The sequence below is a fragment of the Paraburkholderia sp. JPY419 genome, assembly GCF_050435705.1.
Lineage (GTDB): Bacteria > Pseudomonadota > Gammaproteobacteria > Burkholderiales > Burkholderiaceae > Paraburkholderia > Paraburkholderia youngii.
Window position 1 is genome coordinate 2,089,159 of the sequence record NZ_JBNDKV010000004.1, and the last position, 23,331, is coordinate 2,112,489.

Consider the following 23,331-nt stretch of genomic DNA (forward strand, 5'->3'; position numbering starts at 1 on the left):
CCTTTATGCGCATAAATTCACGGGAGCAAGGCGGCGATCTCGTTGGCGCACGCCCGTACTTCGAGCGCGGCGAGCTTCGCGCCGCGGTCGTTCATCTGAAGCACCGTTTGCCCCAACGCCATTGCCTGCTTGTAGGCTTCGCGCGTGGGAATCTGGGTCTTGAGGAGAGGGAAGCCGAGTTCTTCGAGCGCGCGCTTCAGCTCGCGCGTCAGCATCCGTTTCTCTTCTGTTTTGTTGAGCAGGAACACGGCACGCAGGTCTTCGTTCATGACCTGCGCCTGCTGAACGAGCTTGACGAGGCCGATACTCGACCAGTAATCGGCGGGGGACGACGAAGTTGGGATCACCGCGACGCTCGCTGCAAGCAGGACGACGCCGGAGACTTTTTCGGTGATGGAGGGCGGGCAGTCGACGACGATGATGTCGTAGTCCGCCACGAACTTCTTGATCTCGCGATGGATCTGGCTGCCTGCTTCGGACAGGTTGACGACGGCGAATGGAATACCAATGTCGCCGTCGGAGGCAGCGCTGGCCCAGTGGATCAGAGTGTTTTGGCCATCCGCGTCGACGACGAGAACGCGTTTGCCTTTCTCGTGAAATGCAGCGCCGAGATGCATCGCGATGGTGCTCTTCCCGACCCCGCCCTTCTGCTGTGTTACCGCGATGATTTCTGCCGCCAAATTTCACCTCCTCTTTTTAGACGCAAATGGATTTTACCTGGTTGAATTGCTATTTCAAATCATTTGAGTAAGGGAAATTCGGAAATAGGCCATTTGGCAAAGGGTTTATGCGCATAAAGAGGCATTAGCAGTGTGCCCCGGGATCTTGTGGGGTGTCAGGGCAGGGATGGACTGAGGCTTAAGCGTTGCTGATCGCTATCTCCCCGAGGGGACGGGACGAGAGGAATGAGTGCTCGCGTGCTGCGTACCCAGTCGTCGGCAACTAGTCGCGATTCGCGAGCTGATCTCGGGGAGAAAAGGAGTGCCCGCATCTGAGCGACCCAAGGCAGGCCAGACTTTATGCGCATAAAGTTCGCGCGGCAATTGACCCGGTGGAGCATTCGCCATCGAGTCGTCCGAGGCGGCTCCTTCCGTCGCGGCAGCAAGCGGCAAACGTGGGGGCGGCGCTTCATCAGCGAGTGAATATAGGTTGTAGAGGGTATTGCGCCCGCACAAGCGAATCGCAGGCTCGATGAGAACTGAGGCTGCGAGCATTAAACGATACCGGCTAACCGCGGAAGGCAGCATCGGTTTATGCGCATAAACCGACCCACCCTATCGATCGTTCAAACAACGCGCATGCCGGCCAATCATCCCGCGCCACGCCATCAAGTCACCCGCTAAAATTCCCGAACCCTTCTAACCGTCCCAGCAACCTTCAACGGCGCAAGCCCTCAACCCAGCCATGATCACCATCTACCACAACCCGCGCTGCTCCAAATCGCGCGCTGCCTGCGAACTCGTCGCGAACACCTACAACCCCGCAAACGAACCGACGGAAATCGTCGAATATCTGAAGACGCCGCTGACCGTCGCGGAGCTCAAGAATCTCAATGCTCAACTTGGCTGTCCGGTCCGCGAAATGATCCGCGACACCGAGGCCGAATATAAAGAATTCAATCTCGCCGACCCGTCGCTGACGGACGCCCAGCTCTATGAAGCATTGGCGAAGCATCCGATTCTTTTGCAACGACCGATCGTCGTGAGAAACGGGCGTGGCGTCATCGGCCGCCCGCCCGAAAATGTCGCCGCGCTTTTCGACTGATCGCGCGACGTCGAAGTCAACCCATGTGCGCAATGCGACCTCGAACCGCTGCGCTAGGCTTTGCCCGACAGCGTGGCATCCTTGGTCACGATCTTCGTCGGGATCAGGCGCAGTTCGGTGAACGTGTCCGCAATGCGTTGTTGTTCCGCAAGCACGTTCGCGTCGACGGGCTTATAGATATGCGCGTAATGGCGCAAGCCTGATTCGATCACGCTAGCGTCGAGCCCTTGAATCGGCGCGAGTTGTGCGGCGGCCTCGCTGTAGTGGCCGCGCACCCACTCGCCTTCCTTGCCGACTTCATCGATCACGATCGCAAGAACGTCGCCGTTATGTTGCGCGAAGGGTCGCGCGCTCAGAAAGAACTGGTGGTGACTGACGATACCTTCCGCATCGGCAAGCAGTCGCGCGTTCGTCTGCCTTTTGGCGGCTTCGAGAAACGGATCCCAGATAGCCCACGCATCGACCGCACCGCGCTCGAAGGCCGCGCGTGCATCGGCAGGCGGCAAATACACGGGTTGGATCTCGCTGAACTTCACGCCGTTTTTTTGCAACGCGGCGACGAGAAACCAGTGCACATCCGAGCCCTTGTTCAGCGCAATCTTCTTTCCCCTCAGATCGGCCAAGCTTCTGATCGGCGCATCCGGATGCACGAGGATGCCTTCGGCGTGCGGGGTCGGAATTTCATACGCGGTATAAACGAAATTGGCGCCTGCGGCTTGCGCGAACACGGGCGGCGCTTCGCCCACATAGCCGAAGTCGATCGCGCCGACGTTCAGCCCTTCCAGCAGTTGCGGCCCAGCCGGAAACTCGGTCCATTTGACCGTGATGCCGAGTGGCGCAAGGCGCTTTTCGAGCGTGCCGTGCGCCTTCAGCAATACCAGGGTGCTCGCGGCTTTCTGATATCCGATGCGAAGTTCTTTTGCATGTTCATCGGCGGCAAATGCGGTGGTGGAGAAGACCGGCAACGCGGCGGCGGCCAGCGTTGCGCCTACGCCGGCGAGAAACGTACGGCGCGTCAGCAGCGGATCACGGGACATGAGAATACTCGTCGAAAGAGAATTTAATGGACACCAAGGCTGGTCCGATTGGCTCCGACGATAATTCGTCCGCCCGCCTGGACGAACCGATAAATTCGCATAAGCAAATCATTCGGCACTAGCGAAGCATTGCGTAACGCCGAAGGCCCGACCCACCCCTCCCGCTACAATCGACCGGCATTACAGCGGCGTCGGCCAGCGACTCGCGCGGCAAGTCACTTCCGCCGAACGCCCCCGACGCGATGATTTGCACCTACGAATGCAGGTTCTGTGAGGTCTGCCCGCTGACGAGGCTGTGCAACGTGTGTCCGAATTGCGGCGGTAATTTCGCGCATCGCCCGATTCGCACTCGCGCGCAACTCGCGAAACATCCCGCGCGTGCCGATGCGCATACCGTCGGAATCGATGAAGCGACGCATGCCCGCTTTTTCGAACGCTATTGCGACGCGCCGCCCGGTGAGCGCCGAACCGCGAAGCGGCAAAGCGGCAAATCACTCGTCGCCGCTCACCGCTCCATCGGCGCTCGCGACTCCGCTCGCCACATGCGCGGCGACCCGCAGCAGGCGGATCTGTTTGCGATAGTTCCGGCACCCGCTGCAGGTCGGCAGATGCAGGCGGATCGCGAGCCATTCGCCAGTCGACAGCGAGCGGTCGAGCGCGTCGGATAGCAGCCGCGTGATGTCCTTACACTTCCCCATTCGCGTCCTCGCTGGATAGGCCCTTTTCGCTCAGGCACGTGCGCAGCCGCAGCCGCGCGCGATAGATCAGCACGCTGCAATGATTCGCGTTGATCTGCAGTTCGGCACAGATCGCCGCGATGTCGAGGTCGAGAAACTCGCGCATCATGAACACGCGTCCGATGTGCTCGGGCAAATGCTCGAGGCACATTTCGAACAGCGTCCAGAACTGCTGCTGGCGCAGTGCGGTTTCGGGTGTCGGCCAGGGACGCGGTTTGGTCTCGCGCGACCAGTGGCCGTTGTCCTTGAAAAGCTCGCGATCGAGTAACGCCTCGCCGTCGAGTTCGGCTTCGAGCGACGACAGATTGACCGTGCGCTGGCGCGCACGCAGCGTGTCGACGAGCTTGTGGCGCAAGATGCCGAATACCCAGGTCTTGTGCTCCGACTGCGCGGAAAAACGCGCTGCCTGAGTCCACGCGGCAGTCAGCGCTTCCTGCACGGCGTCCTCGGCGGCCGCGGCATCGCGCAATTGCAGACGGGCGAAGCGCACGAGGTCGCGCCGCAATTGCGCGAGATAGATGGGATCGTCGAGCGTCGGGCCGCCTGGCTGCGTCACGGCGTACTCCGTCGCTGTACTGTCGGCTGCGCGTGTTGCGCTGAAACGTCGTGATTCATGAGCGGATGGTCGTCCTCGCGCGATTTGCGGATGTGTGCGCCATTCTCTCCCACGTTCCTGCCCTAACGAATCGGTATTCAACATATATCCCTTGGCAATCGATGGCCCGAGGAAATTGGTCGCGCGGCGCGGCGACTTATGACACCGGAAATTAATTGTTGCAAGAAATGATATTTCGGCCTGCCCGCGAGAAGGCTTTTGAGTCGCCACATCGGTCAATCAACGCGTCGCGGTCACCCACCAGTTTCCGTGCGCTCAGGCAATAACGATTATTTCAATTTATAAAAAAATGTCTTTTCATCTTCGCTGTTTGTGGACGCGGACCCGCTCGCTATTCTTCACGCCATCGATCGCATGAGATCGCGCAACCATACGCAAAACGAGGACCGGACCATGAAACGCATTTTCTCCGCCCTGATCGCTTCGGCCGCACTGTTCGCAGCTGCTTCGGGCATCGCTCACGCCGACGCTCCGGCTTCGGCCTGCAACGGCCCGAAGTCGTACTGCAACGTATTTTTCGGCAACTGATCGGCACGTCGTCATACGCAGCAAGCAAGCAAAAGAAAAGGGCGCCGGCAACGGCGCCCTTTTTGCGTTCAGCGCTCGGCCCTAGCGGCTCGGTGCCTTGCCTCCCCCATCGAGTCCGGCGCCCGTACGCCACACCTGTTTGCCTTGCTCCGACAGCTCACCGCAGCTATGCGTGGCGTCGGCTTCGACGCCGTCGACGGCCATCTTGCCGCCCGCCGGCTCCTGCGCGCGCTGCCGCGCTTTCTTGCGCGCGGCAACCGCTTCGTCGTGGGATTTTCCTGCGTAGTCGAGACTCATGATCCGGTCCTCCAGAAGGTCGATGGTGTCCATTTGCCTCAGATCGCCCTGGCCCGAAGGCATGCTTGATTGACAAGGTAAAAGTTCAACTTATCCACAAGGTTATTCAGCGATTCTGTGGATAACTTTTCGAGTGGCGAGGTTATCCACCGAAAGGTGTCGCAAGAACCCTTCCCGATCCGCTATCGCCTAGCCAAATCCGCCAGTGCCCAGGCGTTTCACGCGGCTTTTGCCTATCATGAACAGTCCTACTCTTTGCGCGTCGAGCGCACTAACTGAGGAAGCGAACATGGCCTATCACATTGCAGTGGTCGTCGGCAGCCTGCGGCGGGATTCGTTCAATCGCCAATTGGCTCAGGCGGTGATTTCTCTCGCTCCAGCCGATTTCACCTTCGAATACATCGATATCGGCTCCCTGCCGCTGTACTCGCAGGACTACGACGCCGACTATCCGGAAGCCGGCAAGAAGCTCAAGGAGCGCGTGCAAGCCGCGGACGGTCTGCTGTTCGTGACGCCCGAATACAACCGCTCGATGCCGGGCGTGCTGAAAAACGCGCTCGACTGGGGCTCGCGGCCGTGGGGCACGAATTCGTGGGGCAACAAGCCGGGCGCGGTGATCGGCACCTCGGTCGGCGCCACCGGTACGGCGCTCGCGCAACAGCATCTGCGCAACGTGCTCGCCTATCTCGACGTCGCGACGATGGGGCAGCCCGAAGTATTCATCAAGCACGATCCGTCGGTGATCAACGAAAAAGGCGAAATCGTCAACGACGGCACGCGCAAATTCCTGCAATCGTTCATGGACCGCTACGTCACGTGGATCAAGCGGCATGGGGCGGTGGCGTAATCGAGACTTAGCGGCGCCGACCGCGCCCTAACCGTCCACCGAAGCAACGAGGACACGGCGCGCGCCGCGCGAGGCGGCCGCGCCCGTTTCGCCCGCTGCATCACCTACACGTGGTGATGCCCGGTCACCCGCTCCCACCCATGACGCACCGCGAGCTTGAAGCGCTCCCACGTGCTCTCCGGCGACGTGGTTTCCCAATGGCGGCGTGCTTCGGGCTCGATCTCTTCCCACGGACGATCGCGAAAGCGCGCGTCGCGACCAATCTCCGCGCCGTAGCGATAGGCCGGCACGTAGTCTTCGTAGCGCGCGTTCGCGGCTGCGTACTGCTCGTCATAGTGGGTGCGGAAGTCTTCTTCGTACTCCAGATATTCGTTCGGCATCTGCGCGCCGGGACCGGTGCCCGGCTGTCCGCCTTCCGGGACGACGTCGGACGGCTGGGGCTGCATCACCGCGCCCGAACCCGGCACGGAGCCGGCGGCGATGGCGCTGCGTCCCACATCGCCGGTGAGAGGATCGGCGATGGGTTCGTTGACCGGATCGCTCATCGGCCGATCGCTGATCGGCGGCGGCGCGAACGGCTCGGCGGCCGCGCCGATGTCCGCCGGCGGCATGGCGGTCAGCGGATCGGGGCGCGGAGTCGCAGGAGGAGGCATGGTGTCGGGCGCGGTCGTCCCTGTTGCCGAAGTGGCGCCCGTCGCGCCGGCGATTCCGGTCGATTCGCTGACGCCCGCCGCACCCGTTGCGCCACTGCTCGAACTCGCACCCGCCCCCGCCCCCGCCCCCGGTGTTGCCGTGCTGTCCCGCATGCCCGGCGTCGCCCCCGCCTCGGTCGTCACGCTCGACGTACGCGGCGTACCCGGCATCACCGCGCCGATGCCCAGCTCATCGAGCACCGAGTGGTCGCGGTTGGAGGCGACCGGGGTGTCCGCCTCGGGCAGGCGGTCGCCGATATCGGTCGCGCCGAGCCGCACGAGCGTGTTGCGCGCCAGTTCCGCATGCGACTGGCTCGCGGCATGAACGCACACGAGCACCGCTCCACGCCGCATCGCCTCGGCATAACGGGCGGTGTCCGACGGACGCGGCCCGGTCGAGAACAGGCTGGCGAGAAAGCGCTCGATATTCGCGAGCACGCCCGCGTTGGCGACTTCGCCGGTGGCCGAGCCAACCGATGGTTCGGCGTTCGCCTGCAACTCGATCTTCTCGCGCGCAAAACCGGTTTGCACGAGCGTGTCGCGGGCGGTTTCGGCCTGCACGTAAGTGTCGAATAAACCAATCACGAGATGTTGCATGGTTGTCTCCCGACATGTTCTGCTGGAACGGGCGGCGCCCGAGGCGCCGTCCCCTTGCCGTCTTCGGGCATGCAACGATCATGCCCCCGCACCGACGCGCGGCGGCGCTGCATCCCGTGCGCGCCCGCGATGCCCCCCGCGCTACGCATCACGCGGGCTCGCGACGAAAAAGGCGCGGCGTGCGAGCGCCGCGCTTTTTACAAGGTCTGGTAAATGACGCCGGGACGACGCGGACGTCAGGTGTCGGCCGGATCCGTGGCGGTATCGGCGCTCGTCTGCACGGTGTCGTGCTGGATCGTTTCGAGCAGCTGTTCGAGCAGTCCGATATCGAATGGTTTGGACAGCACGCGCACGTTCACGCGCCGCGCGCGGTCGAGCTCTTCCGCGTAGCCGGTGACGAGAATGACCGGCAGCGGCGGGTCGAATCCGAGCACCGGCTTCGGCCAGATCGATGCCGTTCATCTTGCCCGGCATGTGAATGTCCGACAGCACCAGATCGAACGGCAGCGGCTCGCCGGTATCCGCGCGCTTCGCGCGGGCGTCGTCGAGCACGCGCAGCGCCGTGTCGGCGTTGAACATGCAGCTCACCTGGTGGCCCATCATCTGCAACAGCGCCTCGGTGCCGGCGGCGACTTCTTCGTTGTCCTCGACGAGCAGCACGCGCAGACCGTGCGGCGCGTCGCTTGCGGGCGCGAGCGCTTCGGCGGGTCCAGCCGTCTGCGGCTCGGTCGACGCGCGCGGCAGATAGAGCCGCACCGCGGTCCCCGCGCCGATCGCACTGTCGATTGCCGCGAGCCCGCCCGAGCCCTCGCAGAATGCAAAGACCTGCGGCAACCCGAGCCCTGTGCCCATGCCTTTGGACTTGGTCGTGTAAAGCGGCTCGAACGCGTGCGCGAGCACGTCGGGCGCCATGCCGGCGCCGGTGTCCTCGAGCGACAGCTGCACGAACTCGCCGGTCAGCGGAAAGCCGTCCTCGTGGCGGAACACGACGTTGCTCGCGCGCGCGGTGAAGCGCCCGCCGTTGGCCATCGCGTCGCGCGCATTGACGGCGACGTTGATCAGCGCGAGCTCGAGCTCGGCAACATCCACACGCACCGGCCAGGTGTCGACGCCGCTATCGATCACGAGCGACACCTTCGCGCCGAGCGACGCCCGCAGCAGCTCGCGGCACGACGGCAGCCAGCGTTGGAGCGACAGCGTCTCGGTGCGCAGCGGCTGCTTGCGCGCGACGCCGAGCAGCTGCCGCGTCAGCGACTGGCCGCTCTTCAACGCGCGCTCCATCGCCGACAGTTCGCGCTCCAGTCCGCCGACGCCGCGCCGTCGCACGATCTGCACGTTGGCCGACAGGATCATCAGCAGGTTGTTGAAGTCGTGCGCGACGCTGCCGACCAGCGTGCCGAGCGCTTCCATCTTGCGCGACTGGCGGTACGCGGATTCGATCGAGCGGCGCATCGATGCCTCGGCCTGCCAGCGCTGCCACGCTTCCTCTTCGGCGCCGAGGCGGCGCAGCGACAGCCAGATCACGCACCACAGGGCGATCGACGGCGTGAACATCGACAGGATCAGCACGCTCAGGTGTCTGTACCAGGCGGCCCAGATCGCCGACGTGCGATAGCCGCACAGCACGTAGACCGGATACGAGCCGACGTGCCGGAATGCGACGATCAGGTTGCCGTCGGCGAAGCTCGAGTGCATCCGCACGACGCCGGAGCGCTGCCCGTGCGAAACCGCTTCGGCGAACGGCGAATCCGGTGCGAGCGCGGTCGGCTCGCGGGGGCCGCGCGGGTAATGCGCGAGGACCGCGCCGTCGGTGCGCACGAGACTCATGATGATCGGCGTGTCGTCGCTGTTGCCGAGCAACTCGCGATAGAACGCATCGAAATAGCTGGGCCGCAGCGCGATCGACACCGTTCCCGCGAACGAACCGTTGAGTTGCTGGCGCGCGACGCCCATGTTGAACACCTGCTCGCCGCTGACGTGCCCTGTCATCACTTTCGACACGCGTTCGATCACGCTGCCGTCGCGGATGCCGACGAAATCGTCGCGCTGGCCGACCGAAATTTCCGGCGCCGGATACAGGCGGCTGCTCACCAGCAGCGCGCCCTGTTCGCCGTAGATCGACACAGAAGCCACCTGCGGATAGCCGCCGCCCATCGTGCGCAACTTGTCGTGAATCGTGTGTTCGCGCGCGCGGATGCCGTCGTCGTCGAGGCCCTCGGTCAGATCGACGATGCGCGAGTTCAGCGTCTCGTTCATGTCGAACACCTTCAATGCGTGTTCTTCGGCGACCCGCACCGTACGCAGCGCCAGCTCGGTCGCATCGGCCTCGCGCGAGCGCAGATCGCTGAATGCCATCGCCGCGACGTAGACGAACGGCAGCACGATCGCCGCGACCAGCAGCGCGATCAGTGTGATGCGACGTACCTGGAAGTTCTGTTCCGGTACGGCGGGAAACGACGCGTCGTCCTGCTCGCGGGGAGGACGACCCGAAAGGCGGCCCGCTCGCACGGAGTCGACCTGGTCTGATGTCATTGTCGTTGACGCGAAAAGTCGTTCGAATGTGGCAGCCCCGTATCGGGCCATTGCCGGCACCATGCCGCCTTCAGAACAAGCATAGACGGAGCGCGGAAAAACTTGCCGCAAAGCGTCGGGGACGCGCGTCTACCGTACCGGGCGTTCTTTAAGAGCGGCTTTAAAACAGCGACGAATCGGGAAGCGCAAACGTACACAAAAGGATAAAGTTAAAAGATTGCCGGTCCTGACGATAGAACTATTTCTCAAATTCGCCTAGTCTGGAAACAGATCGTTACCGTCGGCGTTTTCGGCGAGTTGCTTTTGCGCGTCTTTGCTTCGACAATCCTCGCCACGATAAAAGGCCGTTGCCACCTCTGTGCGCCGGATCGTCGAGGTCCGCCAAAACGCGTCCTGCTGCATTAGCACCCCTCTCGCCATAGGCAATTGCAATTCGACAGGCGCCACTGTACCTGGTCGCGCATCGGTCGGCATCACGTGAAGGCGTGCTGTCCTCCGCTGTCGGGACGAACAAAACGCAAACGACCAGGCGCGGAAAGCGCGCAAACGAACGAGCCGATTCCTCCGCCCGCCTAAAAAACCGCCCGACCCTCCGTTGCCATGCTGCCCATTGTGATCGCCGACGATTCGCTGCTCGCCCGCAAGTTGCTCACGAAGGCACTGCCGCCCGACTGGGCTGTCGACGTGTCCTACGCGACGAACGGGCGCGAGGCGCTCGCGCTGTATCGCGACGGCAAGGCCTCGGTGATGTTCCTCGATCTGACGATGCCGGACATGACCGGCTATCAGGTCCTCGAGGCGTTGCAGCACGAGGACCTCAATACCTTCGTGATCGTCGTTTCCGCCGACGTGCAGCCGCTCGCCCAGGAGCGCGTGCGCGAGCTCGGCGCGATCGCGTTCATCGCCAAGCCGGTGACGCCGGAGGCGGTCCTGCCCATCCTCAAGGAGTACGGCTTGTATGTCTGAGCCCGCCTTCACCGAAGACCAGCGCGACGCGCTACAGGAAATCGCCAACCTTGCGATGGGCCGGGCCGCGACGCGGCTCGCGGGACTGCTCGATTCGTTTATCGAACTGTCGGTGCCGCGCGTGAAGATGGTCGCGGTGAGCGATGCGGCGCGCACGCTGCGCGAGATGACCCACATCGACGACACGGTCAGCGCGGTGCGTCAGGGGTTTCGCTCGGACATCAAGGGCGAGGTGCTGGTGATCTGTCGCAGCGACAGCATCGCGCAGCTGTGTTCGCTGGTCAGCGATCCGTACGCGCGTTCGAGCTACGAGGCGATCGGCGAGCGCGAACTGATGCTCGACGTCGCGAACCTGCTATCGGGCGCGTGCGTGTCGTCGATACTCGACCAGCTCGGCCGCACGCCGGTGTTTTCCGCGCCGGGCGTGCTCGGCGACACGCTGACGCTCGACGAAGTGTTCCAGCCCGGCGTGCTGCAATGGCAGGTGGCGCTGCTCGTCGAAGTGAACTTCGCGCTCGAACATCAGAGTTTTCGCGCGCATCTCGTGATGCTGATGGCCGAAGACTCAATCCGTCACATGAACGAAGCGCTCGATGCGCTGCTGTCCAGTCTATGAATGTCCCAGTGGAATCGTTGAGCGACCTCGTGGTCGAGCGGGTCGGTTTTGGCATCTTCGTGCTCAATCGCGAACTGAACGTGCTGATGTGGAATCGCTTCATGCAGGACCATAGCGGCCTGTCGGCGGAGCAGGTGGTCGGCCGCTCGATCTACCAGAGCTTTCCGGAGCTGCCGCGCGTGTGGCTGTCGCGCAAGATCGAGAGCGTATTCCAGCTCGGCAGCTTCGCGTTCAGCTCGTGGGAGCAGCGCCCCTATCTGTTCAAGTTCGATCACGACCGGCCGATCACCGGCGGGGTCGACTTCATGCAGCAGGACTGCACGTTCATGCCGCTGATGCGCGGCCGCGAAGTGGTGGCCGTGTGCGTGACGATCTCCGACGTGACGCATGTGAGCATCGTGCAGCGCGAGCGCGAGGAGGCGGTTGCGAAGCTGCAGGAGTATGCGAATCGCGACGGGCTGACCGGCATCGCGAACCGGCGCTTTTTCGAAGCGCGGCTGCGCGACGAGTTCACGCGCTGGCAGCGGTACGGCGGCGACATGTCGATGCTGCTGTTCGATCTCGATCACTTCAAGCAGATCAACGACCAGTTCGGTCACGGCGTCGGCGATACGGTGCTGCGCGTGATGGCGCAGCGTGTCGCGGGTGTGGTGCGCGCGCAGGACACGTTCGGGCGCTTCGGCGGCGAGGAGTTCGCGCTGCTGCTGCCGTGCACGCCGCTCGACGACGCGATGCTGGTGGCGGAGAAGATCCGTCGCGTGATCGAGGAAACGCCGGTCGAGCTGATCGGCACCAGCGTGCCGGTCACCGCGAGCCTCGGTGGCGCGTCGGCGCGCGAGGGCGTCCCCGCGTACGACGTCCTGATCAACGAGGCCGACGCGGCGCTCTACAGAGCAAAGCGCCAGGGCCGCAACTGCGCGGTCGCGTTCCGGCTCGCGGGGGCCTGATTCGCTGGCGAGGGCGGCGCGGTTCCAGCTCGCCGCGCCCGGCGGCCTTTCTTTGCGTCCCTCATTGGCCGCCAAATCTGCGGTCACCGGCAAAGATTGCTATACTTTTCGCCGTTTCCGGCCGCCCAGCCGGATGTTTCGCGCGTGTCCGCGCGCGCGGGCACACTGCCTTGTGGGTCGGCATAAAAACCTCTTTGAACGCCTTTCAGCGGGCGCCTCCAGCGGAGATCGTCTTGGCTGTTTCCAATCTCGTCGTGGACGATACTGAAATCGACGCGGCTGCCGCCACGTCCGGCAGCTCGTTTTATCTCGCGATGCGCATCTTGCCGGCGGCGCAGCGCGATGCGATGTATCAGGTCTACGCGTTCTGCCGCGCCGTCGACGACATCGCCGACAGCAGCCTGCCGCGAGCCGAGCGTGCGGCCGGGCTCGAGCAATGGCGCGCGGACATCGACGCGTGCTACGCCGGCCAGCCGCGCGCGTCGCTGCGCGCGCTGACGCGGCACATTCACACGTTTCATCTGCAACGCGAGGATTTTCACGCGATGATCGACGGCATGGCGATGGACGCCGCCGCCGACATCTGCGCGCCCGACGACGCCACGCTCGACCTGTATTGCGACCGCGTCGCGAGCGCGGCCGGCCGTCTGTCGGTGAGGATATTCGGGATGCGTGAGGAGCCGGGCCGGCTGCTCGCGCACCATCTCGGCCGCGCGCTGCAGCTCACCAACATCCTGCGCGATATCGACGAAGACGCCGACATCAACCGCTGCTATCTGCCGCGCGAGCTGCTCGCGCGCGAAGGCATCGCGGCCACGAACCCGCGGCAGATCGCCGAAGACCCGACGCTGCCGCGCGTTTGCGCGACGCTCGCCGAGCGCGCGAAGCAGCACTTCGCCGAATCCGATGCGATCATGGATCGCGAGCCGCGCGCTCAAGTGCGTGCGCCGCGCATCATGTCGGGCGTCTATCGCGTGCTGCTCGAGCGTACGCTGGAGCGCGGCTTCGACGTTCCGCGCACGAAGGTCAGCAAGCCGAAGCTGCGCCTGCTGTGGATCGTCGCGCGTTACGCGCTTTTCTGAGCTGATGCCGAAGCTCGTCCACGTGGTCGGCGCGGGCGTGGCCGGGCTCGCCGCCGCTGTGCAGTTGCAGCGGCGTGGCGCGCGGGTCGTGCTGCACGAAGCGCAGGATTACGCGGGCGGCCGCTGCCGTTCGTACTACGACGCGAGGCTCGGTGCGACGCTCGACAGCGGCAATCACATCGTGCTGTCGGCCAATGCCGCGACGCTGAACTACGTGCGTGCGATCGGCGCCGCCGACGAACTGGTCGGCCCCGCGCAGCCCGAGTATCCGTTCGTCGATCTGGCCACGCGTTCGCGCTGGAGCGTGCGTCTGTCGCCGGGGCGTTTGCCGTGGTGGATTTTCGATGCGCATGCGCGCGTGCCGAACACGGTACCGACCGATTACCTGTCGCTCGTGCCGCTGCTGTTCGCGAAGCCGGGCCGCAGCGTCGCGCAGACGATGCGCTGTGACGGTCCGCTATGGGACCGGCTGCTGCGGCCGCTGCTGCATGTGCTGCTGAATCTGGAGCCGCGCGACGCGTCGGCGGAGCTGACCGGCGCGCTCGTGCGCGAAACGCTGCTCGCGGGCGGGCTCGCTTGCCGGCCGCTCGTTGCGCGTAATGGTCTTGGCAGTGCGTTCGTCGATCCGGCGCTGCGGCTCCTGCAGCACGGCGGCGCGACGATCCGGCTCGGTTCGCGTCTGCGCGACATCGCGCTCGCGGCCGACCCGGCGCGTGTGCAGGCGCTGCATTTCGCCGATGAGAGCATCGCGCTCGGCGCCAACGAGGCGGTGATTCTGGCGCTGCCGCCCGAAGCCGCAGCGGCGCTGGTGCCGGGACTGCGTGCGCCGACGCGTTTCGCGGCTGCGCTGAACGTGCATTTCGCGGTCGAGCCGCCGTTCGGTCTGCCGCAGATCACCGCACTGCTGAACGGAACGGCCGAATGGCTGTTTGCGTTCGACGACCGCCTGTCGGTGACGCTCAACGGTGACGAGCGGCTCTTCGACATGTCGCACGACGCGCTCGCGGCGACCGTCTGGGCCGAGGTCGCAGCGGCGGTGAACCTGCCGCTCGCGCCGCTACCGCGCTGGCAGGTCGTGATGGAACCGCGCGCGATGTTTGCCGCGCTGCCCGAGCAGGAGACGCTGCGACCGGGCACGCGCACTCGCTGGAACAATTTGCTGCTCGCAGGCGACTGGACGTCCACCGGCCTGCCCGCGATGCTCGAAGGTGCCATCCGCTCCGGCCAGAAGGCCGCGGATACGCTGCTGAATCAACAGATGGAACGCCGATGAACGACTTATCTCAAACCCAGCCGCTCGACGCGGTGCTGCCCGAAGCCGCCGATGCGGCGCCGAACCTGGCCGAAGCTGCCGTGGTTGCCAACGCGCCCGCCAGGGCGGACGCATTGGCAACCGCAACGCCGTCGGCCATGCAAACTGCCGGCGCGAGCCCGCTCGACGCGTCGATCACGCGCGCGACCGATGCGATCCTGGCCGCGCAGCAGCCGGACGGCCATTGGATCTACGAACTGGAAGCCGACGCGACGATTCCGGCCGAATACGTGCTGCTGGTTCACTATCTCGGCGAGACGCCGAACCTCGAACTCGAACAGAAGATCGCGCGTTATCTGCGCCGCATCCAGTTGCCGAATGGCGGCTGGCCGCTCTTCACCGATGGCGCGCTCGACATCAGCGCGAGCGTGAAGGCGTACTTCGCGCTGAAGATGATCGGCGACCCGGTCGACGCCGAGCACATGGTGCGCGCGCGCGACGCGATCCTCGCGCACGGCGGCGCGGAACACGCGAACGTGTTCACGCGAATTCTGCTCGCCCTCTTCGGCGTGGTGTCGTGGCGCGCGGTGCCGATGATGCCGGTCGAGATCATGCTGCTGCCGATGTGGTTCCCGTTCCACCTGTCAAAGGTGTCGTACTGGGCGCGCACGGTGATCGTGCCGCTGCTCGTGCTCAATGCGAAGCGGCCGCTCGCGCGCAACCCGCGCAAGGTGCGCATCGACGAGCTGTTCCGCGGCGCGCCCGTGAACACCGGCATGAGTGAGCGCGCACCGCATCAGCACGCGGGCTGGTTCGGCTTTTTCCGCTGTGTCGATACAGTGCTGCGCGCGGTCGATGGCCTGTTGCCGAAGGCGAGCCGCGAACGCGCGATCCGCGCGGCTGTCGCGTTCGTCGACGAACGACTGAACGGCGAGGACGGCCTCGGCGCGATCTTCCCGGCGATGGCCAACTCGGTGATGATGTACGACGTGCTCGGCTATCCGGCCGATCATCCGAACCGCGCGATCGCTCGCAAGTCGCTCGACAAGCTGCTCGTCATCAAGGATGACGAAGCGTATTGCCAGCCGTGTTTGTCGCCGGTGTGGGATACGTCGCTCGCCGCGCACGCTTTGCTCGAAACCGGCGAGGCACGTGCCGAACAGGCGGCCGAACGCGGGCTCGCGTGGCTGCGTCCGCTGCAGATTATCGACGTGCGCGGCGACTGGATTTCGCGCCGCCCGAACGTGCGGCCGGGCGGCTGGGCGTTCCAGTACAACAACGCGCATTACCCGGACGTCGACGATACCGCGGTGGTCGTGATGGCGATGCATCGTTCGGCTGCGCTCACGAAGTCCGATGTCGATCACGAAGCGATTGCCCGCGCGCGCGAATGGGTAGTCGGCATGCAAAGCAGCGAAGGCGGTTGGGGCGCATTCGAGCCGGAAAACACCCAGTACTACCTGAACAACATCCCGTTCTCGGACCACGCCGCGCTGCTCGATCCGCCGACCGCGGACGTGTCGGGCCGCTGTCTGTCGATGTTCGCGCAGATCGGAGAGTTGCCGCAAAACAGCGAGCCGGCGCAGCGCGCGTTCGACTACATGCTGCAGGAGCAGGAGTCGGACGGCAGCTGGTATGGCCGCTGGGGTCTGAACTACATCTACGGCACATGGACCGCGCTGTGCTCGCTGAACGCGGCCGGCATGGCGCACGACGACCCGCGCATGCGGCGCGCGGTGAAATGGCTCGTGTCGATCCAGAACGAGGACGGCGGTTGGGGCGAGGGCGGCGAGAGCTACAAGCTCGACTATCGCGGCTACGAGCGCGCGCCGAGCACCGCGTCGCAGACCGCGTGGGCGCTGCTCGGGCTGATGGCGGCGGGCGAGGTCGATCACGACGCGGTGGCGCGTGGGATCGACTATCTGCAGCGTGAGCAGCGCGAGCATGGGCTGTGGGACGAAACGCGCTTTACCGCGACGGGCTTTCCGCGCGTGTTCTATCTGCGTTACCACGGCTATCGGAAGTTCTTCCCGCTGTGGGCGCTCGCGCGCTTCCGTCATCTGAAGCGCAATGGGCTCACGCGCGTCACGGTCGGGATGTGACGGATGTCCGTGTCGATGACGCCGTCCGTCGGGACGGGCGATAGCCGTTTGCCGGTGATCGTCGTGACGGGCATGGCGTTCGAGGCGCGCATCGCACGCGGCGACGGCAGCGAGCGCGTCGAGGTCGTGTACGCGGCACGGGCCGATCTGCTCGAGCGCGCGCTAAGCGCGGCGGTCGCTCGCGGCGCGGCGGGGATCGTCAGTTTCGGCACGGCGGGCGGACTCGCGCCGGATCTGGAACCGGGGACGCTGATCGTCGCGGATGCGGTGCATGGACCGTTTGGACGCATCGACACGGATGGGCAGTGGTCGGAGCGGATTGCCGCCGCGGTAACTGACGTCAGGACGGCCGAACGGCTCGCGGGACGTGTGCGCCGTGGCGCGACGGCGGCGGTCGCCGCGCCGCTGATCACCGCGGAAGACAAACGCGCGCTGCACGAATCGACCGGCGCGCTAGCGGTGGACATGGAATCGCACATCGCGGGGGCGACCGCTGCCGCTCGCGGTCTGCCGTTCGCCGTGTGTCGAGCGGTCGTCGATCCGGCCTGGCGCACGCTGCCGCCGGCCGCGACGGCGGGCCTGCGCGACGACGGCACCACCGCGCTCGGGCCGATTTTGCGCGAATTGCTGCGGCAGCCATCGCAACTGGGTGCGCTGCTGCGACTCGCCGGCGATGCGCGCGCCGCGCGGACTACGCTGGTCCAGACGCGGGAGGCGTTGGGGAAGGGCGGCGTGCTGCGGATCACGGGTGTCGCTGATTGAGCGACGGGGGAGGGTGGTTAGTCATCCCGGATCGCGTCCGGGGCAGGCAGCAAGTCGCTAGCGTGTGCGTGAGCCACCCCCGGAGCGGCGACTCGGGTCTTCGCCTAAGTCTCTTAGGAGGTTGCGCAGCCGCTGGTTGTCCGCGAAAAGCCCGCAATTGCCAGTATGAACAGCAGCAACCGCAAACCACTGGCCGCTGTAGTGAATCAGAGCCCATGCGAGCGCCGCACAGGCGATAGCGGCGAGCAGAAGTGCCGCTTTGTCGACGATCCAATTCATAACAGTTCAGTTCGGTGGAGCGCCAGGGAGGCGTACTCCCGTTAAAAAGCGAGAAGATTCTAGCCGATGAATGCACACTTTTTATTTTAAGATTGCATCCTCAGCAATAAAAACGGCGAATCTAATTGTAAATTCTGGTCAAATTCTATATTAATAATCGACTTGCCCATCGATTGACGGTAAATATGAGGCTCGCCAATATTTAGGAGTCAGATTAAAATGGCATGGAACAAAGCCGACGCCGTACAATACCTGCAAGATAACGCTAGGCCATCGAGCCAGAGCCGATGTGCGGAGTACACGAGGCGCGCGATTGAAGCGGGAGGACTGCGGATTGCACACACGGCGCACGCGAAAGATTACGGCTCGTCGCTCATCAGAGCGGGGTTTCGCGAGGTACACGGTACTCCGCAGCGCGCGGACGTGGTAGTTATACAAGCCATTGCGGGTCATCCATACGGCCACATGGCGATGTTTGACGGTCAGACGTGGATATCGGACTTTCGACAACTGCATGGCTTTTATCCGGGTCAGGCCTATCGAACCATCAAGCCTGCATACAAAATATTCCGGCACGACTGACGATGATTAAATTTATTTTGCGCGTTTTTGCCTCACTGGCTGTTGCGTTGGCATTCGAGCCGGGTGTAGCCACCGCAGCGACTCCGGATACACCAGAAACCGCTGTGAAGGCGTTTTACACCTGGTATTTACAGCAGGAGGGCAGCGTTTATCAGTTGACCGATAGCCACATTTACAACTATGTGGCGAAACCAACCGTCGATAATCTGCGGGACGACTATCGCCATAAGCGCTTGCCGGGCGGTGCGGACTATTTCACGCGAGTACAAGACATCGATCCACAAATATGGCTCAAAACGATGACTTTGCATCCCGCTATCGCGCTCGGCGGAACGGTGGTAATTCCGTTGACCTTCGGGTTAGGGGAAAAACAGAATCTGGTCGTATTCGTCGCAAAGGAAAACGGACACTGGCGGATAACCAAGGTAGAGGACACAACCGGCTACCAAGGATTCCACCAGTATGACCCGATGGATTAGGGAATACCCTTTCAACCTACACGCCCGCGGTCGAGCGGGCTTCCACGCGGGGCGCCCATCTACGGCGCCCCGTTGTGCTTAGCAGCGCTATTGCGGGGACGACGCCGGCACAGCAGGCGCAGCCGGCATTGCACCCGCGCCACTGTCCCCCGGAGCGGCGTAGTTCGGCAGATCCCCGCCAGGCGCTTTGGTCGCGCCGCCAGAAGCCCCATTGGGCGCCGGTGCGGACTCACCCGGATCGTTGTAATTCGGCAGCGCGCCGGGCGCGCCCTTGGCCGCGCCACCCGCTCCCGAAGCCCCATTCGGCGTTTCGCCCACATCGCCCGGATCGGAGTAATTCGGCACGCCGCCCGCCGGCGCGCCTGCCGCGGGGGCAGCAGCGGGGCCGGTATCGCCGTGATCGTCGTATTCCGGCAGCGGCGCGGGGTTATTGCTCGTGCCGCGCAGACGCGCAAGGCGCTGCTGCACATAGGCATCACGCACGAACGAGTATTTGTCGAGCGCAGCCTGCTCCAGAAGGCTGGTCGCGCCGAGCAGATCCGACCGCGTGCTGACGAACTGCAGCACGTACAGCGGATTGCGGGTCGCCGGTTCGACATAGTTCAGCGGATTGAACTTCACATCGACGACGAGCCCCATGCTGTCGCGCACCGTGCTTGGCCCGAACAGCGGCAGCACCAGATACGGACCTGACGGAATGCCCCAATGCCCGAGCGTCAGACCGAAGTCCTGATGATGCTTGGGCAGGCCGGCCGGCGTCGCCCAGTCGAGCAGGCCGCCGATCCCAAACACCGAGTTGAACGCGAAGCGCATGATGTCTTCGGTCGCGTCGGTGATCTTCAGTTGCAGCAGCGCGTTCGCTGCGTTGGTGAGATCGCCGAGGTTCGAGAAGAAATTGCTGACGGCGGTGCGCAGCGGCTGCGGCGTCACCTTCTGATAGCCCTTCGCGACCGGCACGGCGATATAGCGATCGACTCCGTCGTTGAAAGTGAAGATCGCCCGGTTCACTGGCTCGAACGGATCGCCCGGCTTGCGGTCCGGGGCGGTCGCGCAGCCCGAAATGAGACCCGCGGCGGTGAGCGCCAGCGCGGCGTTACGCAGCTTCATGCTTATATTCCTTTTTGCTTCCCGCGACGTTGACGCGGCTTGCCCATCAGCACCGGCTGGAAAACCACCGCGCCGATCAGCGTGCAGAACAACGAAAGCGCGAGCAGCCTCCCCATGCTGGACGTGCCCGGATGGTGCGACAGCCACAGGCTACCAAACGCGGTGGCCGTTGTGGCAGCGCTGAACAGCACCGCATGCGTGAGGCTCGACTGCAACAGGCCGGTCTGGCCGTGGCGCCACGCCATCACGAAGTAGATCTTGAACGCGACACCGACGCCGAGCATCAGCGGCAGCGCGATGATGTTCGCGAAGTTCAGCGGCATCCCGAATACCACGCACAGCTCGAGCGTGACCAACGCGGAGACCAGCAGCGGCACCAGCGTGCGCAGCACGTCGCCGATCCGGCGCAGCGCGATCCACAGCAGCACCGCGATCGACAGCAGCGCATAGACGGCCGCCTGCAGGAACGCCTTGATGATCGTGTTGGCCGAATGGATGATCGAGATCGGTCCGCCGATCGCGCCCGGCTCGGCCTGCTTCACCGCGCGCGCGAAGCGCGCGAGCATCTGGTCGTCGTTCGGATCGACGCCGGGCAGCACCTTCGGCGCGATATCGACGAGCGCGTGGCCGCCCTTGCCGATCCACATCGCGGTGATGCCGGGAGGCAGCGTCTCCTGAGTGATTTCGGTCGGCTGCAGAAGGTTCTCCAGCTGCTTCAACGCGATGCGCAGCGTGTCGGACATCGCGACCTCGGCGCGCTCGCGCGTGGCGGCGTCGGCGGCCGCGAGCTTTTGCAAGGTCGCCGATAGATGCTGCGCCTCCGCCGCGCCCGCTCCCGGATGGTCCTCGGCGGCAAGCGACAACTGATTCGCCGCGCGCTTCAAGGCGGCGACGCGCACCGCGTCGGTGGCCTGCGGCGCGGGCTGCTGTTGCAGCGCCGGCAGCAGCTGCTGCGCTGCGCTCGCAATCAGCATCATCTTCTGCTGCTGCTCGGCCGGCACGAACGTGCTCAGCGTGTTGACGCGGCCCACTTCCGGCAGCTTGCGCAGTCGCTCGGCCATCGCATCGGCGTCGGCAAGCGACGGCGCCAGCGCCTGCACGTTGTTGACCGCGGCTTCGGGCGAATCCTTCAAAGACAGCAACGTCGCCATCGACTCCGTATGCGGGTCCTTCAGATGCAGCGGATTGAAGTCGAAACGCAGGTGCGCAAGCAGCGGCGCCGCGCCGATCACGACGAGCAGCGTGCCGATCAGCACGGGCTTGCGATTGCGATCGAGGAAGTCGTCGACGGGTTCGAGCTGCTTGAAACCCGGCGAGGCGACTTCACCCGGCGGATTGAAGAGCTTCAGCAGCGCCGGCAGCAGCGTCATGTTGGTGAAGTACGCGACGAACATGCCGACGCCCGCAATCTGCCCAAGCTCCGACACGCCGCGATACGCGGTCGGCAGGAACGAGAAGAAGCTCAGCGCGACTGCCACGGCCGCGAGCGTGAGCGGCACGCCGATGCTGTGCGCGGTGTGCATCAGCGCGGCCGATAGCCGGTCGTCGCGGTTGCGCTCCTCGCGATACTTGACGCCGAACTGCACGCCGAAATCGACGCCGAGCCCGACGAACAGCACCATGAACGCGACCGAAATCATGTTCAGCGCGCCGACCATCAACAGGCCGAGCGCGGCCGTGATCGCGAGGCCGACGAACAGCGTGATGAACACGGCCGCGATCATGCGGCCCGAGCGCAGCGCGAGCCACAGAATGATCAGCACGACGATGAAAGTGCCGATGCCGTTCAGCACGGCGCCGTCCTGCACCGACGCGAACTCCTCGTCGGCGAGCGGCTGTTCGCCGGTCAGGCGGATCGTCGCGCCGTAGCGCTCCTGCAGATGCAGCGACACCGCGGTCGCGCGAATTGCCCTCGATGCGCTTGCGCCCGGCTCCAGCGCGTCGTAGTTGACGACCGGCTGCACGACCACGAACGAACGCGCCGGATCAGTGGCGGCGCTCTTATCGACGAGCGCGCGCCATGAGAACGCAGCGGGCTGGCCGGCCAGCACGCGATCGAGCGTGTTCGCGCTTTGCGCAAGCAGCCGGCTCATGTCGGAGAGTTTGACCTGGCCGAGTTGCAGCGGCAGCAGCAAGCTCGTGGTCAGCGTGCCGGCGAGACCGGTCAGGCTCGGATCATGCGCAAGCTGATTGACGAGCGGGCGCGACTGCACGAGTTGCGAGGTGGTGGACATGACCTCGTCGGTGGACGGAAACAGCAGGCCGTTGTGTTCGAAGAATGGGCCCCCGGAAGGCTGCGAGACCGACGTGAACTCTTTCGGATCGGCCCTGAGCGCGGCGGTCAGCGCGTTGGCGGCGGCGTCGGCGAATTCGGGCGCGCGCGCCTTGACCACCACCAGCATGGTGTTGCCGCGGTCGGGGAAGGCTGCGTCGATCGCATTCTGGGCTGCCGCCCATTGCTTGTTGGTCTCGACGAGACGGCTGATGTCCGTGTTGATCCTGAAGTTATGCGCGACGTATATGCCGCTCAGGACAGCGAGCACGATCGACAGCGCGATGATCCTGAGCGGATGACGCACCGAGTACGCGACGAGACGGACGATGTATGGCTTCAGCATGTAGGCGGACGTGGCCTTATCACGGGTGTTGTTTTTGACGAAGGTGCATAAGTATACAGAGCCCGGGCAAGCAAGCCCGACTTCGGTAGCAAGTACGACTCCCGACAGCTTCGCCAGGATGGGAACGTAATCCCCGCTATACTGGTCTACTCTCTTTAGCCGCGGGGGCTGCGGCCCGCCGGCGCTACTTCTTTCGAGTCATGACAAGCGTATGAAACGACATCTGACTGCTTTTGTGGCTGCGGCCGTGGTATCCACGGCGGCGTTTGCGCAGAGCGCACCCGACGCGGTGGTAAAAAGTGCAGTCCAGGGCACGGTGACTGCAATGAAGGCTGACCCGCAGGCGCGCGGCGGCGACATGGCGAAGATCACCCAGGTCGTCCAGACGCACTTCCTGCCCGCCACCGACTTCCAGCGCACCACGCGTATCGCGGTCGGCAAGCCGTGGGCGACCGCGACGCCGGAACAGCAGAAGCAACTGTACGAGCAGTTTACGCTGCTGCTGACGCGTACCTACGCCGCGTCGCTATCGCAATTGCGCGACCAGGAAGTGAAGTTCCAGTTTGCGCCGGCCAGCGCGCCCGCCGGCGCGACCGACATCGTCGTGCAATCACACGTGATCAGCACCGGCGGCGACGATGCAATCGACTACCGGCTCACCAAGGGGCCGTCGGGCTGGAAGATCTACGACATCAACATGATGGGCGCGTGGCTGATCCAGGTGTATCAGACGCAGTTCGCCGATCAGATCGCCAAAGGCGGCATCGACGGGCTGATCAAATTCCTGACCGAGCATAATGCGCGCGGCGCATAAGCGGGTCGGTCGGCAGAAGCGTTAACCGGTAAAAGAAAAGCGCGGTGGCCTTGATTGGCCACTGCGCTTTTTTCATGC

Annotated in this window: 20 protein-coding genes and 2 pseudogenes; 13 read left to right on the forward strand and 9 right to left on the reverse strand. The window is 64.3% G+C overall.

Annotated elements, in window-relative coordinates:
• Nucleotides 1–17 precede the first annotated feature (17 nt).
• On the reverse strand, nt 18–680 hold the full coding sequence (gene parA / locus QFZ91_RS37980; protein WP_013092840.1) for a ParA family partition ATPase: 663 nt from the start codon (nt 678–680) through the stop codon (nt 18–20).
• 724 nt (nt 681–1,404) lie between these two features.
• On the opposite strand from parA, the gene arsC reads away from it, so the two are divergent.
• Nucleotides 1,405–1,764, forward strand: a complete 360-nt coding sequence (gene arsC / locus QFZ91_RS37985) for an arsenate reductase (glutaredoxin) (protein ID WP_429570419.1) — start codon at nt 1,405–1,407, stop codon at nt 1,762–1,764.
• Nucleotides 1,765–1,817: 53 nt separating this feature from the next.
• Here arsC and QFZ91_RS37990 read toward each other — a convergent pair whose 3' ends face one another.
• Nucleotides 1,818–2,801, reverse strand: a complete 984-nt coding sequence (locus QFZ91_RS37990) for a sulfonate ABC transporter substrate-binding protein (protein WP_429570420.1) — start codon at nt 2,799–2,801, stop codon at nt 1,818–1,820.
• Nucleotides 2,802–2,980: 179 nt separating this feature from the next.
• On the opposite strand from QFZ91_RS37990, the pseudogene QFZ91_RS37995 reads away from it, so the two are divergent.
• Nucleotides 2,981–3,265: pseudogene (locus QFZ91_RS37995) on the forward strand (DUF1272 domain-containing protein); the annotation flags it as partial.
• A gap of 27 nt (nt 3,266–3,292) precedes the next feature.
• Here QFZ91_RS37995 and QFZ91_RS38000 read toward each other — a convergent pair.
• On the reverse strand, nt 3,293–3,499 hold the full coding sequence (locus tag QFZ91_RS38000) for a zf-HC2 domain-containing protein (protein WP_176120862.1): 207 nt from the start codon (nt 3,497–3,499) through the stop codon (nt 3,293–3,295).
• A complete protein-coding gene (locus QFZ91_RS38005) occupies nt 3,486–4,094 on the reverse strand; it encodes an RNA polymerase factor sigma-70 (protein ID WP_429495191.1) in 609 nt (202 codons plus the stop codon). The genes QFZ91_RS38000 and QFZ91_RS38005 overlap by 14 nt, the downstream gene beginning before the upstream one ends.
• Nucleotides 4,095–4,547: 453 nt before the next feature.
• On the opposite strand from QFZ91_RS38005, the gene QFZ91_RS38010 reads away from it, so the two are divergent.
• Entirely contained in the window at nt 4,548–4,682 is a 135-nt protein-coding gene (locus tag QFZ91_RS38010) for a hypothetical protein (protein ID WP_260331982.1), read from the forward strand.
• Nucleotides 4,683–4,763: 81 nt separating this feature from the next.
• Here the strand turns inward: QFZ91_RS38010 and QFZ91_RS38015 are convergent, their stop codons facing one another.
• Nucleotides 4,764–4,979 (reverse strand): hypothetical protein, encoded by a 216-nt coding sequence (locus QFZ91_RS38015; protein WP_176107084.1) that lies wholly within the window; start codon nt 4,977–4,979, stop codon nt 4,764–4,766.
• Between the two features lie 289 nt (nt 4,980–5,268).
• Between QFZ91_RS38015 and QFZ91_RS38020 the strand changes: the two genes are divergently transcribed.
• A complete protein-coding gene (locus QFZ91_RS38020; protein ID WP_176107083.1) occupies nt 5,269–5,826 on the forward strand; it encodes an NADPH-dependent FMN reductase in 558 nt (185 codons plus the stop codon).
• 104 nt (nt 5,827–5,930) lie between these two features.
• Here the strand turns inward: QFZ91_RS38020 and QFZ91_RS38025 are convergent, their stop codons facing one another.
• Entirely contained in the window at nt 5,931–7,115 is a 1,185-nt protein-coding gene (locus QFZ91_RS38025; RefSeq protein WP_429570421.1) for a hypothetical protein, read from the reverse strand.
• Nucleotides 7,116–7,351: 236 nt separating this feature from the next.
• Nucleotides 7,352–9,647: pseudogene (locus tag QFZ91_RS38030) on the reverse strand (response regulator).
• 600 nt (nt 9,648–10,247) lie between these two features.
• Between QFZ91_RS38030 and QFZ91_RS38035 the strand changes: the two are divergent.
• From QFZ91_RS38035 to QFZ91_RS38070, 8 genes are all read left to right on the forward strand, one after another.
• Nucleotides 10,248–10,613 (forward strand): response regulator, encoded by a 366-nt coding sequence (locus QFZ91_RS38035; RefSeq protein WP_176120865.1) that lies wholly within the window; start codon nt 10,248–10,250, stop codon nt 10,611–10,613.
• Entirely contained in the window at nt 10,606–11,229 is a 624-nt protein-coding gene (locus tag QFZ91_RS38040; RefSeq protein WP_176107078.1) for a chemotaxis protein CheC, read from the forward strand. The genes QFZ91_RS38035 and QFZ91_RS38040 overlap by 8 nt, the downstream gene beginning before the upstream one ends.
• The gene (locus tag QFZ91_RS38045) at nt 11,226–12,176 is read left to right on the forward strand and encodes a sensor domain-containing diguanylate cyclase (protein ID WP_429570422.1); all 951 of its coding nucleotides are present in this window, start codon (nt 11,226–11,228) and stop codon (nt 12,174–12,176) included. The genes QFZ91_RS38040 and QFZ91_RS38045 overlap by 4 nt, the downstream gene beginning before the upstream one ends.
• Nucleotides 12,177–12,409: 233 nt before the next feature.
• On the forward strand, nt 12,410–13,258 hold the full coding sequence (gene hpnD, locus QFZ91_RS38050; RefSeq protein WP_176366417.1) for a presqualene diphosphate synthase HpnD: 849 nt from the start codon (nt 12,410–12,412) through the stop codon (nt 13,256–13,258).
• Nucleotides 13,259–13,262: 4 nt separating this feature from the next.
• Nucleotides 13,263–14,531 carry a hydroxysqualene dehydroxylase HpnE gene (gene hpnE / locus QFZ91_RS38055; protein ID WP_429570423.1) on the forward strand — a complete coding sequence of 423 codons (1,269 nt, stop codon included), beginning with the start codon at nt 13,263–13,265 and terminating at the stop codon, nt 14,529–14,531.
• Nucleotides 14,528–16,612 (forward strand): squalene--hopene cyclase, encoded by a 2,085-nt coding sequence (gene shc / locus QFZ91_RS38060; RefSeq protein WP_429570424.1) that lies wholly within the window; start codon nt 14,528–14,530, stop codon nt 16,610–16,612. The genes hpnE and shc overlap by 4 nt, the downstream gene beginning before the upstream one ends.
• Before the next feature lie 3 nt (nt 16,613–16,615).
• The gene (locus tag QFZ91_RS38065) at nt 16,616–17,374 is read left to right on the forward strand and encodes a phosphorylase (RefSeq protein WP_429570425.1); all 759 of its coding nucleotides are present in this window, start codon (nt 16,616–16,618) and stop codon (nt 17,372–17,374) included.
• 863 nt (nt 17,375–18,237) lie between these two features.
• Nucleotides 18,238–18,714 carry a DUF3828 domain-containing protein gene (locus tag QFZ91_RS38070; RefSeq protein WP_429570426.1) on the forward strand — a complete coding sequence of 159 codons (477 nt, stop codon included), beginning with the start codon at nt 18,238–18,240 and terminating at the stop codon, nt 18,712–18,714.
• Between the two features lie 87 nt (nt 18,715–18,801).
• On the opposite strand, the gene QFZ91_RS38075 is transcribed toward QFZ91_RS38070, so the two are convergent.
• Both QFZ91_RS38075 and QFZ91_RS38080 read right to left on the reverse strand, forming a co-directional pair.
• The gene (locus QFZ91_RS38075) at nt 18,802–19,821 is read right to left on the reverse strand and encodes an MlaA family lipoprotein (protein ID WP_429570427.1); all 1,020 of its coding nucleotides are present in this window, start codon (nt 19,819–19,821) and stop codon (nt 18,802–18,804) included.
• Nucleotides 19,822–19,823: 2 nt separating this feature from the next.
• Nucleotides 19,824–22,439 carry an MMPL family transporter gene (locus QFZ91_RS38080; RefSeq protein WP_429570428.1) on the reverse strand — a complete coding sequence of 872 codons (2,616 nt, stop codon included), beginning with the start codon at nt 22,437–22,439 and terminating at the stop codon, nt 19,824–19,826.
• A gap of 211 nt (nt 22,440–22,650) precedes the next feature.
• On the opposite strand from QFZ91_RS38080, the gene QFZ91_RS38085 reads away from it, so the two are divergent.
• Nucleotides 22,651–23,253, forward strand: a complete 603-nt coding sequence (locus QFZ91_RS38085; protein WP_429570429.1) for an MlaC/ttg2D family ABC transporter substrate-binding protein — start codon at nt 22,651–22,653, stop codon at nt 23,251–23,253.
• Nucleotides 23,254–23,331: the final 78 nt, after the last annotated feature.

What these genes read in the sequence shown, in the direction of transcription:
- QFZ91_RS38010 (WP_260331982.1), top strand. Translation starts at nt 4,548, where the DNA reads ATGAAACGCATTTTCTCCGCCCTGATCGCTTCGGCCGCACTGTTCGCA.
- QFZ91_RS38075 (WP_429570427.1), bottom strand. Translation starts at nt 19,821, where the DNA reads ATGAAGCTGCGTAACGCCGCGCTGGCGCTCACCGCCGCGGGTCTCATT.
- QFZ91_RS38045 (WP_429570422.1), top strand. Translation starts at nt 11,226, where the DNA reads ATGAATGTCCCAGTGGAATCGTTGAGCGACCTCGTGGTCGAGCGGGTC.
- QFZ91_RS38065 (WP_429570425.1), top strand. Translation starts at nt 16,616, where the DNA reads ATGTCCGTGTCGATGACGCCGTCCGTCGGGACGGGCGATAGCCGTTTG.
- QFZ91_RS38070 (WP_429570426.1), top strand. Translation starts at nt 18,238, where the DNA reads ATGATTAAATTTATTTTGCGCGTTTTTGCCTCACTGGCTGTTGCGTTG.
- QFZ91_RS38085 (WP_429570429.1), top strand. Translation starts at nt 22,651, where the DNA reads ATGAAACGACATCTGACTGCTTTTGTGGCTGCGGCCGTGGTATCCACG.
- QFZ91_RS38040 (WP_176107078.1), top strand. Translation starts at nt 10,606, where the DNA reads ATGTCTGAGCCCGCCTTCACCGAAGACCAGCGCGACGCGCTACAGGAA.
- QFZ91_RS38015 (WP_176107084.1), bottom strand. Translation starts at nt 4,979, where the DNA reads ATGAGTCTCGACTACGCAGGAAAATCCCACGACGAAGCGGTTGCCGCG.
- shc (WP_429570424.1), top strand. Translation starts at nt 14,528, where the DNA reads ATGAACGACTTATCTCAAACCCAGCCGCTCGACGCGGTGCTGCCCGAA.
- hpnE (WP_429570423.1), top strand. Translation starts at nt 13,263, where the DNA reads ATGCCGAAGCTCGTCCACGTGGTCGGCGCGGGCGTGGCCGGGCTCGCC.
- QFZ91_RS38000 (WP_176120862.1), bottom strand. Translation starts at nt 3,499, where the DNA reads ATGGGGAAGTGTAAGGACATCACGCGGCTGCTATCCGACGCGCTCGAC.
- QFZ91_RS38035 (WP_176120865.1), top strand. Translation starts at nt 10,248, where the DNA reads ATGCTGCCCATTGTGATCGCCGACGATTCGCTGCTCGCCCGCAAGTTG.
- QFZ91_RS38020 (WP_176107083.1), top strand. Translation starts at nt 5,269, where the DNA reads ATGGCCTATCACATTGCAGTGGTCGTCGGCAGCCTGCGGCGGGATTCG.
- QFZ91_RS37990 (WP_429570420.1), bottom strand. Translation starts at nt 2,801, where the DNA reads ATGTCCCGTGATCCGCTGCTGACGCGCCGTACGTTTCTCGCCGGCGTA.
- QFZ91_RS38080 (WP_429570428.1), bottom strand. Translation starts at nt 22,439, where the DNA reads ATGCTGAAGCCATACATCGTCCGTCTCGTCGCGTACTCGGTGCGTCAT.
- QFZ91_RS38025 (WP_429570421.1), bottom strand. Translation starts at nt 7,115, where the DNA reads ATGCAACATCTCGTGATTGGTTTATTCGACACTTACGTGCAGGCCGAA.
- arsC (WP_429570419.1), top strand. Translation starts at nt 1,405, where the DNA reads ATGATCACCATCTACCACAACCCGCGCTGCTCCAAATCGCGCGCTGCC.